The organism is Variovorax sp. 10N432 (genome assembly GCF_056394465.1).
In genome coordinates this window covers 38,331-54,432 of the sequence record NZ_JBFTHX010000030.1, presented here as the reverse complement: position 1 = coordinate 54,432, position 16,102 = coordinate 38,331, and the positions used below count along the sequence as shown (strand labels likewise).

At 68.7% G+C, this 16,102-nt stretch carries 16 protein-coding genes; 9 read left to right on the top strand and 7 right to left on the bottom strand.

The window, feature by feature from the left end; genetic code table 11:
• Window positions 1–3: 3 nt before the first annotated feature.
• Window positions 4–465 (top strand): N-acetyltransferase family protein, encoded by a 462-nt coding sequence (locus AC1DF3_RS27245; protein ID WP_478141490.1) that lies wholly within the window; start codon window positions 4–6, stop codon window positions 463–465.
• Window positions 466–497: 32 nt separating this feature from the next.
• Here the strand turns inward: AC1DF3_RS27245 and AC1DF3_RS27240 are convergent, their stop codons facing one another.
• From AC1DF3_RS27240 to AC1DF3_RS27215, 6 genes are all read right to left on the bottom strand, one after another.
• Entirely contained in the window at window positions 498–1,478 is a 981-nt protein-coding gene (locus AC1DF3_RS27240; RefSeq protein ID WP_478141489.1) for a flavin reductase, read from the bottom strand.
• On the bottom strand, window positions 1,475–1,852 hold the full coding sequence (locus tag AC1DF3_RS27235; protein ID WP_286530678.1) for a VOC family protein: 378 nt from the start codon (window positions 1,850–1,852) through the stop codon (window positions 1,475–1,477). The genes AC1DF3_RS27240 and AC1DF3_RS27235 overlap by 4 nt, the downstream gene beginning before the upstream one ends.
• Window positions 1,849–2,634 carry an SDR family NAD(P)-dependent oxidoreductase gene (locus tag AC1DF3_RS27230; protein WP_301815125.1) on the bottom strand — a complete coding sequence of 262 codons (786 nt, stop codon included), beginning with the start codon at window positions 2,632–2,634 and terminating at the stop codon, window positions 1,849–1,851. Before AC1DF3_RS27230 ends, AC1DF3_RS27235 begins: the two co-directional genes overlap by 4 nt.
• A gap of 13 nt (window positions 2,635–2,647) precedes the next feature.
• Entirely contained in the window at window positions 2,648–3,715 is a 1,068-nt protein-coding gene (locus AC1DF3_RS27225) for an LLM class flavin-dependent oxidoreductase (protein WP_301815124.1), read from the bottom strand.
• Between the two features lie 172 nt (window positions 3,716–3,887).
• Window positions 3,888–4,874 (bottom strand): Bug family tripartite tricarboxylate transporter substrate binding protein, encoded by a 987-nt coding sequence (locus AC1DF3_RS27220; RefSeq protein ID WP_286520930.1) that lies wholly within the window; start codon window positions 4,872–4,874, stop codon window positions 3,888–3,890.
• 103 nt (window positions 4,875–4,977) lie between these two features.
• Window positions 4,978–6,057: an LLM class flavin-dependent oxidoreductase gene (locus AC1DF3_RS27215; RefSeq protein WP_301815122.1), complete on the bottom strand. Its 1,080-nt coding sequence runs from the start codon at window positions 6,055–6,057 to the stop codon at window positions 4,978–4,980.
• Window positions 6,058–6,172: 115 nt separating this feature from the next.
• Here AC1DF3_RS27215 and AC1DF3_RS27210 point away from each other — a divergent pair, with 115 nt between their 5' ends.
• Window positions 6,173–7,129, top strand: coding sequence for a LysR family transcriptional regulator (locus AC1DF3_RS27210; RefSeq protein WP_478141488.1), 957 nt, complete (start codon window positions 6,173–6,175; stop codon window positions 7,127–7,129).
• 12 nt (window positions 7,130–7,141) lie between these two features.
• Here AC1DF3_RS27210 and AC1DF3_RS27205 read toward each other — a convergent pair whose 3' ends face one another.
• A complete protein-coding gene (locus AC1DF3_RS27205) occupies window positions 7,142–8,017 on the bottom strand; it encodes an SMP-30/gluconolactonase/LRE family protein (protein ID WP_478141487.1) in 876 nt (291 codons plus the stop codon).
• A 241-nt stretch (window positions 8,018–8,258) separates the two neighbouring features.
• Here AC1DF3_RS27205 and AC1DF3_RS27200 point away from each other — a divergent pair, with 241 nt between their 5' ends.
• Genes AC1DF3_RS27200 through AC1DF3_RS27170 form a run of 7 tightly spaced genes read left to right on the top strand, consistent with a single transcriptional unit; the run spans window position 8,259 to window position 16,100 of the window.
• Window positions 8,259–9,029 carry an enoyl-CoA hydratase/isomerase family protein gene (locus AC1DF3_RS27200; RefSeq protein WP_286530685.1) on the top strand — a complete coding sequence of 257 codons (771 nt, stop codon included), beginning with the start codon at window positions 8,259–8,261 and terminating at the stop codon, window positions 9,027–9,029.
• 4 nt (window positions 9,030–9,033) lie between these two features.
• Entirely contained in the window at window positions 9,034–11,175 is a 2,142-nt protein-coding gene (locus tag AC1DF3_RS27195; protein WP_478141486.1) for an acetate--CoA ligase family protein, read from the top strand.
• A 14-nt stretch (window positions 11,176–11,189) separates the two neighbouring features.
• Window positions 11,190–12,386: an acyl-CoA dehydrogenase family protein gene (locus AC1DF3_RS27190; RefSeq protein ID WP_478141485.1), complete on the top strand. Its 1,197-nt coding sequence runs from the start codon at window positions 11,190–11,192 to the stop codon at window positions 12,384–12,386.
• Window position 12,387: 1 nt separating this feature from the next.
• Window positions 12,388–13,350: an acyl-CoA dehydrogenase family protein gene (locus AC1DF3_RS27185; protein WP_478141484.1), complete on the top strand. Its 963-nt coding sequence runs from the start codon at window positions 12,388–12,390 to the stop codon at window positions 13,348–13,350.
• Between the two features lie 8 nt (window positions 13,351–13,358).
• Window positions 13,359–14,126, top strand: coding sequence for an SDR family NAD(P)-dependent oxidoreductase (locus AC1DF3_RS27180; protein ID WP_478141483.1), 768 nt, complete (start codon window positions 13,359–13,361; stop codon window positions 14,124–14,126).
• 19 nt (window positions 14,127–14,145) lie between these two features.
• Window positions 14,146–15,369, top strand: a complete 1,224-nt coding sequence (locus AC1DF3_RS27175) for an SDR family NAD(P)-dependent oxidoreductase (protein ID WP_478141482.1) — start codon at window positions 14,146–14,148, stop codon at window positions 15,367–15,369.
• On the top strand, window positions 15,366–16,100 hold the full coding sequence (locus AC1DF3_RS27170) for a carboxymuconolactone decarboxylase family protein (RefSeq protein ID WP_478141481.1): 735 nt from the start codon (window positions 15,366–15,368) through the stop codon (window positions 16,098–16,100). Before AC1DF3_RS27175 ends, AC1DF3_RS27170 begins: the two co-directional genes overlap by 4 nt.
• Window positions 16,101–16,102 lie beyond the last annotated feature (2 nt).

The window sequence follows — 16,102 nt, the reverse complement described above, 5'->3', positions numbered from 1 at the left end:
GATATGGACACTTCGTTTCGCATCCGCCCCGTCTCGGAGCCCGACTTCGCGGCCTGGAAGCCTCTCTGGGACGGCTACAACGCCTTCTATGGCCGCAGCGGTCCGACCGCGCTGCCGGCCGAATTCACGGCCACCACGTGGTCGCGCTTCCTGGACCCCGCCGAACCGGTGCACGCGCTGGTCGCGGAGGGTGCCCACGGCCTGCTCGGCCTGGCGCATTTCCTCTACCACCGCAGCACCACCCAGATCCGCATGAGCTGCTACCTGCAGGACCTGTTCACGGTCGAGGCGGCCAGGGGCCGGGGCGTCGCGCGCGCCTTGATCGAAGCGGTATGCGAACGTGCAGCGGCGGCCGACTCGCCACGGGTGTACTGGCAGACCCACGAGACCAACACCACGGCGATGAAGCTCTACGACAAGGTGGCTGAGAAATCCGGCTTCGTGGTCTATCGCAAGCTGCTCTGACGCGCGCCTGTCCCGCCGCCGCGCCGCGGCGGTCAGCGTTCGACCGGCGCCGTCTCGGCGGCTTCCTCTGCCTGCGCAGCGCCGTCCCTGCGCAGCATCGTGATCAGTTCGTCCAGCGCGGCCACGGCACCCTCGGCGTCCCGCGCCCGCAGGCACTGGACCACCTTGCGCCGCAGCGGAAACACGTCCGGCCTGGGCCGCACCGGGATCACGTGCGTCATGCGCTCGCGCAGCACGGTGGTCATCGTCTGGGCCATGAGCCGCAGCGCTTCGTTGTGTCCGGCCAGGCTGATCGATGAGAAGAAGCGTGCCGTCGCCTCGATGCGCCGCGGCAGCGCGTCCGCGCCCTGGTGCTGCTCGATCTCTTCCACGGCGGCCTCGATCGCGTCCACCTCCTCGGGAGTGGCCCGCTCGCAGGCCAGCCGCAGCAGCTTGCCGTAGAGCGCGCGGTAGGCCTCGTCGATGTCGACCGTACCCAGCTGCCCTTCGAGCACCCGCTGGCGCAGCGACTCGGCCAGCATCATGTAGGCGCCCTTGTAGAACACCAGCGCATGGTCGGCGCAGCCGCTGCGCATGTGCTTGACCTCGCCGATGAAGATCTCGTGGTCGCCGGCCTCGTGGCGGGCATGGACCCGGCACTCGAAGCTCGCCAGGCAGTCGTCGACCAGCGGCGTCCCCAGCGGGCCGGGACGCCAGGCCACGCCCTCGAACTTGTCGGCGATCCTGCTCGATGCGAAACGCCCGGACAGCTGGTCCTGGCTCTGCGACAGGATGTTGATGGCGAAGCTGTCGGCCTCGACGAAGGTGCCCAGCAGGCTGCTCGCCTTGCGCAGGCTGAACAGCACCAGCGGCGGCTCAAGCGAGACCGAACTGAAGGAGTTGCAGGTCAGCCCCACGGGCGTGCCGTCCGGCGTGCGGGTCGTGATGACGGCCACCCCGGTGGGGAAGCAGCCCAGCAGCTGGCGGAACAGCTTGGGATCGATGGGCTCTGCGTGCGGCGTCGGCTGGTTCATTGCTTGCTCCCCTGGCGCTTGAAGAGTTGGACGATGTTGCCCTCGGGGTCGCGCAGCGACAGCACCGCGCCATGCGCTCCCATGTCGCGCACGCCGAGCACCTCGCCGCCCGAGGCGGCGACCCGTTGCGAGGTGGCGGCGAAGTCGTCGACCTCGAACACCATGACGACGCCGGAGGTTGCCGGCACGGCTTCTTCACGGCAGGCCAGCGCAACGCTGGTGTTGCCCACCCCGTACTGGATCCAGCGGTCCTGGTCGCGGAACTTGAGCTGGAGCCCGAGCGCCGATTCGTAGAAGGCATGGAGCTCGGCGGGCCGTTCGGCCACCACGAAAACGTTCTGCAGCCGCTTGGGCGATTCGATGGCGGGGTTCATTGCGAGCTTCCGTAGAGATTGTTCAGCGATGCCTTCAGGAAGCCGCCGTCGACCACGATGTCCTGCCCGTTGACGTACGCGGACGCATCGCTGGCGAGGAAGCACACGGCATCCGCGATATCCGCCGGCAGGCCGAGTCGGCGGGCGGGAATCCTGGCGGTGCGGGCCGCCAGCGCGCCTTCGTCGCGGTAGTGCGGCTCCGACAGGGGCGTGCGGATCATGCCGGGACTGACCGCGTTGGCACGGATGCCGCGCGGGCCCCATTCCACGGCCATCTGGCGGGTCAGCGCCTGCAGCGCCGCCTTGGTCGGCCCATAGGCACCGACCCGCGTGGGCACCTGCGCGGCGATCGACGCCACGTTGACGATGCTGCCCGCCTCGCGCTCGAACATCATCGGCACCAGGGCCTGCGCGCACAGCAGGGCACCGCGCAGGTTGACCCGGAAGATGCGGTCCCAGAGGTCGATCGGGAGGTCCTCCAGGCCCACCGGCGCCCCGCTGATGGCCGCGTTGTTGACCAGCACGTCGCAGCGGCCGAAGCGCGAACGCGTCAGCGCCGCCATCGCGGCGACGGAGGCCGGCTCGGCGATGTCGCAGTGCACCGACAGCAGGCCATCGGCCTCGGTCGGCGTGGCCGCATGGCTGATGTCGGCCTGCACCACCTGCGCGCCGATCGCGCGCAGCTGCTGGCAGATGGCCAGGCCCAGGCCGCCGGAGGCGCCGGTGACCACGGCCACCCGGCCCTGCAGGGCAGCGTTGTCGAAAGCGAGGGGAGCGCGCATCGGTGACGGTGCCTCAGGCAGCGACGGCATGCATCGATGCGACTTCCTTGCGGATCGCCGGAATGATCTTCTCGCCCCACAGCTCGATCTGGCGCAGCATGGTCTTCTGGTCGCAGTCGCCCAGCTGGGTCTGCAGCGCGATGTGCTTGGGCCGCAGGATGGCGATTTCTTCCAGCATCTTGTCGATCACCTGGTTCACCGAACCCACCGGCAGGTTCTTGCGGAGCTGCTCGAAGCTCGGGTCGGTGGGCGACGGCACTTCCTTGACCATGTAGCCGTCGTCCGATTGGGCGCGGCGGAACTTGAGGCTCTCCGAGATGCGGCGCTGGAAGCGCGCGTTGTCCAGGTAGGCGTCGATCTCGGAGGCCTTGTCGGAGGCGAAGGCGCAGCGCAGGAAGCCGAACTTCACGTCCTCGTCGAGGTCGGCGCCGTTGTCCGCCGCGACCTTGTCGAGCCGCTGGCGCAGCGCCACGATCGCGTCGGTGCCGTTGAGCAGCGCGGTCACGAACAGGTTGTGGCCTTCGCGCACGCCGCGGCCCAGCGTGACGGGGTTGCCCGAGGTGATCCACAGCGGCGGCATCGGGTCTTGCACCGGACGCACGGCGATCGAGCTCGGCGGCAGCTTCAGGTACTGGCCGTCGTATTCGACGACCTTCTGGGTCAGGCCCTTGGGCAGGATGTCCAGGAACTCGTTGTAGATCGCGCCCGACTCCTCGATCTTCACGCCGAAGCGCTCGAACTCGAACTCCTGGTAGCCCGATCCGATGCCGAGCTCCAGGCGGCCGTTGGACACCGTGTCCACGAAGCCCACCTCGGCCAGGAAGCGCGCGGGGTGGTACAGCGGGAGAATGCACACGGCCGATCCCAGGCGGATGCGCCGGGTCTTGGCCGCCATGTGCGCGATCATCATCAGCGGCGAGGGCGACAGCGAGTAGTTGTTGAAGTGGTGCTCCGCATACCAGGCGGTGTCGAAGCCGGCCTGCTCTGCGACCACGCTCTGCTCGATCGAGTTCTGGATCACCTGCTGCGAAGTCTGGTGATAGCCGCGCTGCTGCGCCAGGATGAATACGCCGAATTCCATGTCTTGCCCCGCTTCCGAAGAGTGATGTGCGATGCAGGAATTCTCCGGTCGCACCTGTCGTTCGGGAATACGGCCGGCGCGCGATTCAGTCCTGCAAAAAAGCGCAGGATCGACCGCCGGAGGCAAAAAAAACGGGGCCCAGAGGCCCCGTTTATCGTCGCTTGCGCGCTGCTTATTTTTCGCTCAGGTCGGTCACCTTCGCGAGGCCCTGCCAGATGGCGGCGTCCTTCTTGACCGAGGCGGCGAACTGCTTGGCCGAGCGGCTCGGCGGCACGATCATGTTCTGGCCTTCGATCTTCTGGCGCACCTCGTCGGTCTTCTGCAGGCGGTTGATCTCCTCGTTGAGCCGGTCGATGATGGCCGTCGGGGTTCCGGCCGGGGCGAACACGCCGTACCAGCCGTCGGCCTCGAACTTGTAGCCCTGTTCGGCCAGCGTCGGCACGTCGCGCGTGGCCGGCCAGCGCTGCGAGCCCGTCTGGCCCAGCGCCACCAGCCGCCCATTGCGCATGTGCGGAATGGGCGATGCGATGTCGGTGAAGGCGACGCTGATGTTGTTGGCGATCAGGTCGGTGACTTCGGTGACGATCGTCTTGTACGGCACGTGGGGCATGTCCAGTCCGTAGTGCGCCTTGATGCCTTCCATGGCCAGGTGGCCGGACGAGCCCGTGCCCCACGAGCCGTAGGCGAGCTTGCCGGGATGCGCCTTGGCGTAGGCGACCATGTCGGCCAGATTCTTGAAGCCGGTGCTCGGATTCGTCATCAGCAGGATGCCCGCCGCGCCGACCTGCGCGACCGGCACCAGGTCCGTTTCCGCGTTGTAGGGCAGCTTCGGGTGAATCACGGGATTGATGAGGATGGACGACGACGGCGCGAACAGCAGCGTGTAGCCGTCGCCCGGCGCCTTGGCCACCGTGTCGCACGCGATCAGGCCGTTGGCGCCCGGCTTGGCGTCGACCACCACCGGCTGCTTCAGCGTCTTGCCCAAGGGATCGGCGATCAGGCGGGCGAAGATGTCGCCACCCGCGCCGGCCGAGCCGGCCACCACCAGGCGGATCGGTCGCGAAGGCCACGGCTCCGGGGCGGCCATGGCCTTGACGCCGGCGCCGAGCAGCATGCCGCCGAGCAAGACCGTGCGGCGCTGGATGAGTGTGTTGTTCATGGTTGTCTCCTGATTCGACTGCGCGAAGCGTTGGGGGATGGGGGTCGCCGTGCGCGACCCGGTGCAGGCGCCCCGGGCCAGAGGCGCGCCGATTGAATTCGGGTCAGGCAGCCAGTGCGTCGATCGCCGGCTGCTGGCGTCCCAACTCCTTCTGGATGGCGGGGATGATTTTTTCACCCCACAGGTCGATCTGCCTGAGCATGGTCTTCTGGTCGAAATCGCCCAGCTGGGTCTGCAGTGCGATGTGCTTGGGACGCAGGATGCTGATCTCCTCCAGCATCTTGTCGATGACCTGGTTGACCGAGCCCACCGGCAGGTTCTTGCGCAGCTGCTCCATCGTGGGGTCGGTCTCGGACGGCACTTCCTTGATCATGTAGCCGTCGTCGGACTGCGAGCGGCGGAACTTCAGGCTCTCGGAAATGCGGCGCTGGAAGCGCGCGCAATCCAGGTAGGCGTCGATCTCGGCCTGGTTGTCGGAGGCATAAGCGCAGCGCAGGAAGCCGAACTTGACGTCGCGGTCCAGGTCCTTGCCGTTGTCGTCGGCCACCTTGTCGAGGCGTTGGCGCAGTCCCTGGATGGCCTCGTTGCCGTTGAGCAGCGCGGTCACGAACAGGTTGTGGTTCTCGCGCACGCCGCGGCCCAGCGCGACCGGATTGCCCGAAGTGATCCAAACCGGCGGCATCGGGTCCTGGACGCAGCGCACCGCGATCGAGCTGGGAGGCACCTTCAGGAAGCGGCCTTCGTACTCGAAGATCTTCTGGGTCAGGCCCTTCGGCAGGATGTCCAGGAACTCGTTGTAGATCGCGCTGGCGTCGGCGATCCGGACGCCGAAACGCTCGAACTCGAACTCCTGGTAGCCCGAGCCCACGCCCAGGTCCAGGCGGCCGTTGGACACCGTGTCCACGAAACCGACCTCCGCCAGGAAACGGGCCGGCTGGTAGAGTGGAAGAATGCAGACCGCCGTACCCAGGCGGATGCGCGTCGTCTTGGCGGCCATGTGGGCGACCATCATCAACGGCGACGGCGAGAGCGAATAATTGTTGAAATGATGCTCCGCATACCAGGCATTGCAAAAGCCGGCCTGCTCCGCAGCGACAGTCTGCTCGATGGAGTTGTTGATGACCTGCTGCGAAGTCTGGTGATAGCCCCGTTGCTGGGCGAGAATGAATATTCCGAAATCCATGTGTGCTGTCTCCGCGAAAAATCGGGCCCGCGAGGGGTCAGCAAATTCTCGGGCAGACCAGCTGAATTGATAATGGATGAAATTGCAGATCTGAACTGCGGAGACTGGAGGACTGATGGATAGATTGCGCGCCATGGAGCTGTTCCTGTCCATCTCCCAGACCCGTAACTTTTCCGAGACCGCGCGCCGCTTCGGGATCTCCGCCACTGGCGTGTCGCGCATGATCACCGACATCGAGGACGAGCTGAAGGTCAAGCTCCTGCTGCGCTCCACGCGCCAGGTCGCGCTGACCGAGTCGGGACAGGAATACGCGCGCCAGCTGGAGGGCATCCTGTGGCGCATCAACGAGCTGCAGGCCAACATCACCGCCATCAGCAGCGCGCCGCAGGGCCTGCTGCGCGTGCATTCGCGCATGATGTTCGGCCTGGGCGTGCTGCCGCACCTGATCGCATCGTTCCGCAAGCTCTACCCGGAGATCCACATCGAGCTCACGCTGGGCGAGACCGCGGCCGACCTGCGGCGCAGCCAGATCGACATCGACTTCCGGATCTCGCCCCCGGTGGAGGCCGGCGTCAAGCGCCGCATGCTGTTCCAGAGCGATCGCTACCTGGTGGCGGCGCCCGCCTACCTGGCCGGCAAGCCCGCCCTGCAGGCGCCCGAAGACATCCTGGCGCACGAGTGCCTGGCCTACCAGCTGCCCGGCGACGAATACACCTGGCTGTTCAAGCAGCCGGCGCAGACCAGCGCCATCGCGTTCAAGCCGCGGCATGTCAGCAACAACGGCATCGCCTTGCTCGAGCTCGCGCGCCTGGGCGAAGGCCTGGCGCTGCTCGACGACTACACCGTGCACAACGACCTGCGCCAGGGCCGGCTGGTCCGGGTGCTGGACGACCATCGCATCAGCAACAAGGGCTTCGACGAGGGCATGTACGCCACCATCCTCGACACCCCCATCATCCCGGCCAAGATCCGCCTGTTCCTGGATTTCGTGGCCGAGCACGTGGCGGGGCCGGAGCTGCGCTTCTCCGCCCACAGCAAGCCCGCCGGGCTCGACGCCCCGCCCGCGGCCTGAGCGCCGCGCGGCCTACAGCGGCATCCGGCACTCGGGGCGGGCCGCGCCGCTGAAGCCCAGGCCGGTCAGCTTGAGCACGGCGCCGTCCAGGGGCCCGGAGGCGCTCAGGCGGCCGCTGTCGCTGATGGTCGTGACGAACAGATCGTCCATCGCCGGCCCGCCGAAGCACAGTGCGCTCGGGTGGGCCACCGGCAGCGCGACCTGGTGGGTGAGCCGGCCCTGCAGATCGAAGCGAGCCAGCGCCCCCACGCGCACCAGCGCCGTCCACAGGCCCCCTTCGCTGTCGAAGCAGCAGCCGTCCGGTCCGGAGTCCTGGGCGTCGGTGCGCACGAACACCTGCTTGTCGGCCAGGCTGCCATCGGCTGCGATCGCATACGAATAGACGACCCGTGCGGCGCTGTCGGCCACGTGCAGGCGGCCGTTGACCGGGTTCACGCAGGGGCCGTTGGTGATGCCCAGGCCGTCGTCGAGCTTGTGCAATTGCAGCCGGGTATCGAGCCGGTACAGGCCGCCCAGGGGCGGCTCGTCGGCCTCGCGGAACACATGCATGGTGCCGACCACGAAGCTGCCGTCGGCCAGCGCGATGCCATCGTTCAGCCGCAGGTGGGGGTGGCTGTGCTCGATGCGCGCCAGCGGGCGCAACTGCCCGCTGCGCAGGTCCAGCGCCGCGATCTCCTCCTTCAGGGCCAGCACGATGCGGTCGTGGCCGTTGAAGGCGAACGCGCCCAGGGGCGCGGGCGCCTGGTGGCGCGCCGTCACCGCCCCGGTGTCGGGGTCCAGCGCCAGCACCATGCCGGCGCGGCAGTCCAGCAGCCAGAGCTGCTGTCCATGCCACACCGGGCATTCGCCCAATGCGGTTTTCAGATCTCCGAGGCGCTGGATATTCATTTTTCACTCGTTAATTGAATTGGATCGGCCAAATCAATTCAATTGCACAAATAAGAATGGCGATCCATGAACAGGATGAAGCCCATGTTAGCGACCCTCTGCCGGCCTACCCAACAGCGAATCCTTCATTTTTTGCAGAACACTCTCCCGGAAAAACGAGAAATCAAATTCAATGCGATTTCTATAATCGATCGAGCGTATTAAAACCGGGACAAACGTCTTTTTATCGAAGAGGTGGCGTATGAGTGATGAATGGGTTCGTCTGGAAGTCGAAGGCGGCGTGGGACTGGTCACCATGGACCGCAAGCCGGTCAACGCGCTGAGCCGCGAGATGCGCCACGCGCTGGTGGCCACCTTCGACGCCATCTCCGAGCGCACGGACATCCGGTGCGCCGTCCTGACCGGCGCGGGCAGCGTGTTCTGTGCCGGCGCCGACCTGAAAGACCGCCCCGACGCCGAGGTCGCCGGCGACTTCCTCGCACACAACCGCATCACCCGCGAAACCGGCAACGCGATCCGCGAGTGCGCCAAGCCCGTGATCGCCGCCATCAATGGCGCGGCGCTGGGCGCCGGCTTCGGCCTGGCGGCCGCCTGCGACATCCTGTATGCCTCCGAAAACGCGACCGTGGGCATGCCCGAGATCAATGTCGGCCTGGCCGGCGGCGCCTCCATGCTCAAGACCCTGTTCGGCCGCTCGACCCTGCGCCGCATGTTCTTCACCGGCCAGCGCCTGAGCGCGCACGACCTGCTGAAGCGCAACGTGGTCGACGACGTGCTGTCCGAGAAGGACCTGCTGCCCTTCACGATGGCACTGGCGCGCGAGATCGCATCCAAGGCCCCGCTGGCCATCGCCTACGCCAAGCGCGCGGCCAACATGGTGGATGTGATGCCCCAGCGCGACGCCTATCGCTTCGAGCAGGAGTTCACCATGGCCCTGTCGAAGACCGAGGACGCCCGCGAAGCGCGCATGGCCTTCCTCGAGAAGCGCGCGCCCGTCTTCAAGGGACGCTGAAACCATGCTGACCCAGGTTCAAGCCGCCCCGGGCACCGGGCTCGACGCCTTCTTCAAGGCCGACGGCGTGGCCGTCATCGGCGCCTCCGACGACATCACCAAGATCGGCGGCCGACCGGTGCAGCTGCTGCGCAAGTACGGCTACGCCGGGCCGATCTATCCGATCAATCCCAAGGGCGGCACCCTCCAGGGCCTGCAGGCCTACGCCTCGATCCTGGACACGCCCACGGCGCCGGAACTGGCGATCCTGGCGGTGCCGGTGGAAGCCACGCTGCAGGCGGTGCGCGACTGCGGCAGCCGCGGCGTGCGCGGCGTGATCGTGCTCACCGCGGGCTTCGCAGAGGCCGGTCCCGAAGGCGCGGCGCTGCAGGCCGAGCTGGTATGGGTCGCGCGCAACCATGGCATGCGGCTCCTTGGCCCGAACTGCCTGGGCACCGTCAACGTGGTCGACCGGCTGGTGGGCTCGTTCTCGATCGCGCTGGAACAGAGCCTGCCGCCGGCCGGGCAAGTGGGCATCGTCTCGCAGTCGGGCAACATCGGCAGCTTCACCATGCGCAACATGGCCGATCGCGGCCTGGGCGTGAGCCGCTTCATCGCGACCGGCAACGAAGCCGACGTCGACGTGGCCGACGGCATCGCGGCGCTGGCGCTGGACGACGACACCCGCATCATCCTGTGCGCCATGGAAACCTGCCGCGACGCCGGCCGGCTGTTCGAGGCGCTCGACCTGGCGCGCCGGCAGCACAAGCCGGTGATCGTGCTCAAGATCGGCGCCACCGAGCAGGGCCAGGCGGCCGCCGCCTCGCACACCGGCGCGCTGATGGGCTCCGACGCCGTGTTCGACGCCGTCTTCCGCCGTCACGGCGTGCTGCGCGTGCGCTCGTTCGAGGAACTGCTCGATGTCGGCCATGCCGCCGCCCTGCTGGGCCGGCAGCGCCTGCCCGCCACCGACGCCGTGACGCTGGTGGCGGCCTCCGGCGGCTTCGGCATCATGATGGCCGACGCGATGGTGCAGGCCGGGATGACCTTGCCGCAGCTCGCCGAGAGCACCCGGGCCCGGATCCGCGAGGCCGTGCCCACCGCCGGCACGAACAACCCGGTGGACGCGTCGGCGCAGATGTCGGCCCGGCCCGACATCCTGCTGAAGATGCTGAGCGCGCTGCAGGACGACGCCAATGGCAGCACGCTGGTGCTGCTGCTGGCCCTGTCGCTGTACAACCCGCGGCTGCGCGGCGTGTACCTGGAGGCGCTGTCCAAGGTCCGGGCCAGCCATCCCGATCGCCTGCTGGTCATCATCAGCCAGGGCCCTCCCGATGCGGTGGCCGAGATCAATGCGCTGGGCATCCCGGTGTTCCCGAGCATTCCGGCGGCCGCCATCGGCCTGGCGGGCCTGGTCCGGCTCGGCCAGCTCGGCACCCTGCCCGCGGCCGCCGCCTACGACGGTCCGGTCGACAGCGTGGATGCGGCCGTGTTCCGCAACGAGTTCCATGCCAAGAAGGCGCTGGCGGCGGCGGGCATCAGCGTGCCGCGCGAGGAGATCGTGGCCTCGGCCGACGAGGCCGTGCGCAGCGCCCGTGCCACCGGCTACCCGGTGGTCCTCAAGATCGCATCGGAAGACATCGCCCACAAGACCGAGATCGGCGGCGTGGCACTGGGCCTGCAGGACGACGACGCCGTGCGCCAGGCCTATGACCGCCTCCTGGCCAACGCCCGGCAGCACGCGCCCGAGGCACGCCTGGACGGTGTGCTGGTGGCGCCGATGGTCCGCGGCGGCGTGGAGCTCATCGCCGGCGTTTCGCGCGACCCCGTCTTCGGCCCGGTGGTCATGGTCGGGCTGGGCGGCATCTATGCCGAGATCCTGAAGGATGTCGCGGTGCAGGTGGCGCCGGTCTCCGAGGAAGAAGCCCTGCGGATGATCCGCAGCCTGAAGATGTTCCCGCTGCTGGACGGCGCCCGCGGCCAGCCCAAGGCCGACGTGGCCGCCGCGGCGCGCACCGTGGCCCGGCTGTCGGCGTTCGCCTGCCGCCATGCCGCCGACGTGGCCGAGATCGACATGAACCCCATCCTGGTCAAGCCGCAAGGCGAAGGCGTCCTGGTCCTGGACGCCCTGATGGTTCCCACCTCCCGCAACCGCCCTGCCCCCTGAGGCCTCTCATGCACATGGAAAAGAACCCGGCCATCCCGGACGCTGCAGCGGGTCCGGCCGTCTACCGGCAGTACGCCCGCCAGTGGCTGGGCGCCCACCTGCCCGCGCACATGCGCGCCGACAGCGTCGACTACCGCACCCCCACGCTGGACGAGTGCCGGGCCTGGGAGGCGTCGATGTACGACGCCGGCCTCGCGGGCATGACCTGGCCCAAGGCCTATGGCGGCCTCGGCCTGAGCTTGCGGGAGCACCTGGTCGTCAACAAGGAGGTCGGCGCGCTGGCCATGCCGGAGAGCGTGAGCTCGATCGGCAAGGAGCTGGCGGGCCCGATCATCCAGACCGTCGGCACCGAAGAACAAAAGCAGCTGTTCCTGCCGCGCATCCTCGCCATGCGCGACTACTGGTGCCAGGGCTTCTCCGAGCCCGACGCGGGCTCGGACCTGGCGCGCCTACGTACCAAGGCCGTGCCGGAAGGCGAGGCCTGGCGCATCAACGGCCAGAAGATCTGGACCAGCGGCGCCGCCAAGGCGCGCTACTGCCTGCTGCTGACCCGCACCGGCACGGTGGCCGACAAGCACCGCGGCCTGCTGATGTTCGCCGTGCCCATGGACACGCCCGGGATCCGGGTGGTGCCGATCAAGTCGATCGATGGCAAGGTGTCCTTTGCCGAGGTCTTCTTCGACAACGTCGTGGTGCCGGACAGTGCGCGCCTGGGCGCACCGGACGAGGGCTGGAACGCGGCCATCCGCGTGCTGTCCATCGAGCGCGCGACCAACCGCATGTACCGTGCATGGCGCTTCGACTGCGAGCTGCGCCAGCTGGTCGCCGCCTGCAAGTCCGATCCGCAGTTGTCGAGGCTGCTGGACGACGGCAGCTACCAGCGCCGCATCGGCGACGTGGTGGGCGAGATCGATGCGCTGAAGGGCCTGGTCGAGCAGACCGTGAACCGGATGATGGCCGGCGACAAGATCGGTGCCCGGGGTTCGCTCACCAAGCTGTATTGGTCCGAGTGCCACCAGGCCTTCGCAGGGCTGGCGCTCGCGCTCGTGTCGCACGTGAACCCGCGCTCCAGTGCGCTGGCGCAGCGCGCGCGCAAGCACTTCACCACGGCCTACTTCTATTCGCGTGCCGAGACCATCTACGCCGGCACCACCGAAGTGCAGCTGGACATCATCGCCCAGCGCATCATGAATCTTCCGAAGGACCTCTGAGATGACCACGTCGGACAACGATCTCAAGCCCGAAGACTTCGCCCAGGCCGCGGCCGAGGCGATCAAGGATGCGCAGACCCGCGGCTTCCGTGACGCCGCCCGGGTGCTGGCCGCGGCGGGCCTGTGCGGCATCTGCGCGCAGGAGGACGCCGGCGGACTGGCGCTGGGCATCGCGTTCGCGCTGCCCATCGCGACCGAGGCGGGCAAGCTGCGGCTGCACTGGCCGCTGCTCGAAAACCTCCTGGTCGCCAAGGCGCTGGGCGACTCGCCCCTGGCGGCCCAGCTGGCCAGCGGCGAACGCGTGGCCACCTGGGCGCTGCAGGGCAGCCTGCAGGACGGGCTGGCCGGCCAGGCGCGTGGCGCCAGGGACTGCGACTGGGTGCTGGTCGCGGATGGCCGGGGCGGCGGCGCCCTGCTGGACTTGCGAAGCATCGAGATCCAGGAGGACGAGGCGCTGGACCCGGAGCATCCCCAATCGTGGCTGGCGCTGGACGGTGCCGAAGTGCTGGCGCAGCTGGATGCCGCGGCCTTCGCCGCCCTGCAGCGCGACAGCCACATCCTGATCGCCGGCTTCGTCAACGGGGCGGCCGAGTCGGCCCTCGCCACCACGGCCGGCTACATGTCGACCCGTGTGCAGTTCGGACGCCCGCTGTCGGCGAAGCAGGCCGTGCGCCACCTGCTGGCGCGCATGCGGCTGCAGCAGGAGGCCTCCAGCGCCGGCATCCAGCGCGTGCTCGACACCGACGAATACGGCCGCGTGCGCGCGACGCGGCCGGTGCTGGCCAATGCCCTGGCGAGTGCGGCCTTCGTGCTGGAGAAATCCATCCACCTGCACGGCGGCATGGGCTTCACCTGGGAGGTGCCGCTGCACTACGCCCTGCGCGAAGTGCGCAAATTCGATGCCGCCTTCGGCTCGGGCGCGCTGGCCAGCCAGGTCGGCCGCGACTTCATCCAGTCAGTGTGAACCAAGGAATGCGAATGAACCAGGATCTGCTCGGCCGCGTGGCCCTCATCACCGGCGCCGGCGCCGGCATCGGCCGCGAAACCGCGCTGCAGATGGCCGCCCGCGGTGCCATCGTCTGCGTCAACGACCTCAAGGAAGAACTGGTCATGCCGGTGGTCGACGAGATCCGCTCGCGCGGCGGCCAGGCCCATGCGGTGGTGCAGAACATCGCCAGCCGCGAAGGCATCCGCGAGGCCATCCAGCGCGCGCATGCGCAAGGCGGCGGACGCTTCGACATCCTGGTGAACAACGCCGCCTGGGTGCGCTACCAGGCCATCCCCGAGATCATGTCCGAGACGGTGGAGCGCATGCTGGACGTGGGCTTCAAGTCCGTCATCTGGAGCCTGCAGGAGGCGGTGGCCCTGATGGACCCCGAACGCGGCGGCGCGATCGTGAACGTGGCGTCGGTCGCGGCCCTGCGCTCGGCCGCCAACTCGGTGGTCTATTCCGGCATCAAGGCGGGCATCCTGGGCATCACCCGCGCCGCGGCCGCCGAGCTGGGCGCGCGCAACATCCGCGTCAACGCCGTCTGCCCGTCGGCCGTTCCGACCGAAGGCACGCAGCGCAACCGCAATGCCGAGCGCGACGCCAACCGCATCGCCCGCACGCCGATGGGCCGCCTGGGCACGGTGGAGGACATCGCCCGCAGCATCTGCTTCCTGGCCAGCGACGATGCGGCCTTCATCACGGCCCAGGCGCTGGTGGTGGATGGCGGCATCACGCTGACCAACATCTGAGACGCGGGCGGTGTCGCGGATGCAGACCGTCCTGATCACCGGTGCGGCTTCCGGCATCGGACGAGACACCGCACGGCTGTTCGCCGGCGCGGGCTGGCAATGCGTGCTCGTCGACCACAACGCACCGGCCTTGCAGCAGCTGGGTCGCAGCCTGCCAGCGCCGGCCTCCGCCCCGCATCAGCTGCGCGCCGCCGACCTGACCGACCCGGTGCAGATCGCATCCCTCGGCGATGACACGCCCCGGCTGGATGCGATCCTCAACAACGCCGGCATGTCGGATGCCTCCAACACGCCCCTGGCCGAGCAGGACGCGGCGCAGATGGCACGCCTGCTGGCGCTCAACCTGGCAGCGCCGGCGGCGGTGGTCGATGCCTGCGGACCGCTGCTGAAGCCGGGCGCGCGCATCGTGAACGTCGCATCGGGCGCCGGCCTGCATGCCATTCCCTGGCGCGGCGCCTACAGCCCGAGCAAGGCGGGACTCATCGCCCAGAGCCTGGCGCTGGCGCAAGCGCGGCCCGACCTGTGCGTGACGGTGCTGGCGCCGGGATTCGTCCGCACCGAACTGGTGGACGGACTGATCCAGGCCGGCCGCCTCAAGCCCGAGGGCGCCCTGGGCAAGATCCCGCTCGGCCGCATGGCCGCGCCCGAAGAGATGGCGCAGGCGCTGTACTTCCTGGCCAGTTCCGGTGCTGCGCCGCTGCGCGGCCAGATCCTTGCCGTCAATGGCGGCTCGTCGGTCCATGGCGGCAGCCAGCCCTTGCCGCCTGCGACACTGCCGCCGCTGCCGCTGGACACGCCCTTGCAACTGGAGGTCTGCGGCGGTGAGGGCGAAGCCTGGCAAGGGGTGGCGCCGACGGCGGCCGAACAGCCGCACTATGCGGCCTGCCTCGATCTGTCGCCGCTGCACTGCGCATCGGCCGGCGTGCTGCAGGCCGTGCATGCAGCCGCTGCACGTTTCGCCGCGCGCTACACGCAGCAGGCCAGCCTCACCCTGCTGCTGCCCTCGGCACAGCCGCGCCGCTGGCAGGATGCAGGCGACGGGGCCGCGGCTCGAATGATGGTCTCGACCCTCGCCTGCGAGTGGGGCAGCCGCGCCCTGCGCATCAATGCGCTGGAAGTGCCGAGCGGCGTCGATCCGCAGACGCTGCATCCGCTGCTGCGCTTCGTCTGCGGATCGGCCGCGCAGTACCTGACCGGTCAAACGCTGGTCTGCAGCGTGGCCGCGCCGGGGACGCCGCGATGAGCGATCCCGAACGCGCGCGGATCAAGGCGTACTTCATGGCCGAGCGCGGCTATTGGCGCCCCTGGACCGAGACCATGCTCGACGCCTGCCCCGGCTTCGTGCAGCATTACGCGCGCTACGCCGGCCATCCCGCGCGCTCGGGGCCGCTGAGCGAACGCATGGTGGAGTTGATCTACGTGGCGCTCGACACGTCGTCGTCGCATTTGTTCGAGGCCGGCCTGCAGACCCACATGAAGCGGGCGCTCGAGGTCGGCGCGAGCCGGGCCGACATCTTCGACGTGCTGCACCTGGTGGCCGTGCAGGGCATCGCCCGCGTGGGCCAGGCCGCCGACATCCTGGGCGAGTTCATCGACCTCGGCGGGGTGCCGGCCATCGATGAAAAGCTCCAGGTCCGGATCGACAGGCTCGGTGCCCCGCACGCCCTCGCCCTGCGCGGCGTGGCACGGCTCGACCCCGGCTATGCCGAGGTGCTGCTCGACTTCGTCGAGCAGGGCGGCCCCGGCGCCGGGCTGAGCCTGGCGGAGCGCAGCCTGGTGCAGCTGGCGTTGCATGCGTGCTTCACGGCCTTTGACCCGGATGCGATCCGGCGGATCGTGCCCACGGCCCTGTCGCAAGGCCTGGCAGCCGCCGAATTGCTGCAAGCCATCCAGTTGGGCGCGCATCTGGCGGTGCATGGCACCGCACTGGGCGCCAACGTCTACCGGCAAGTGTCGGGAACGGCTGCAGAGTGAAG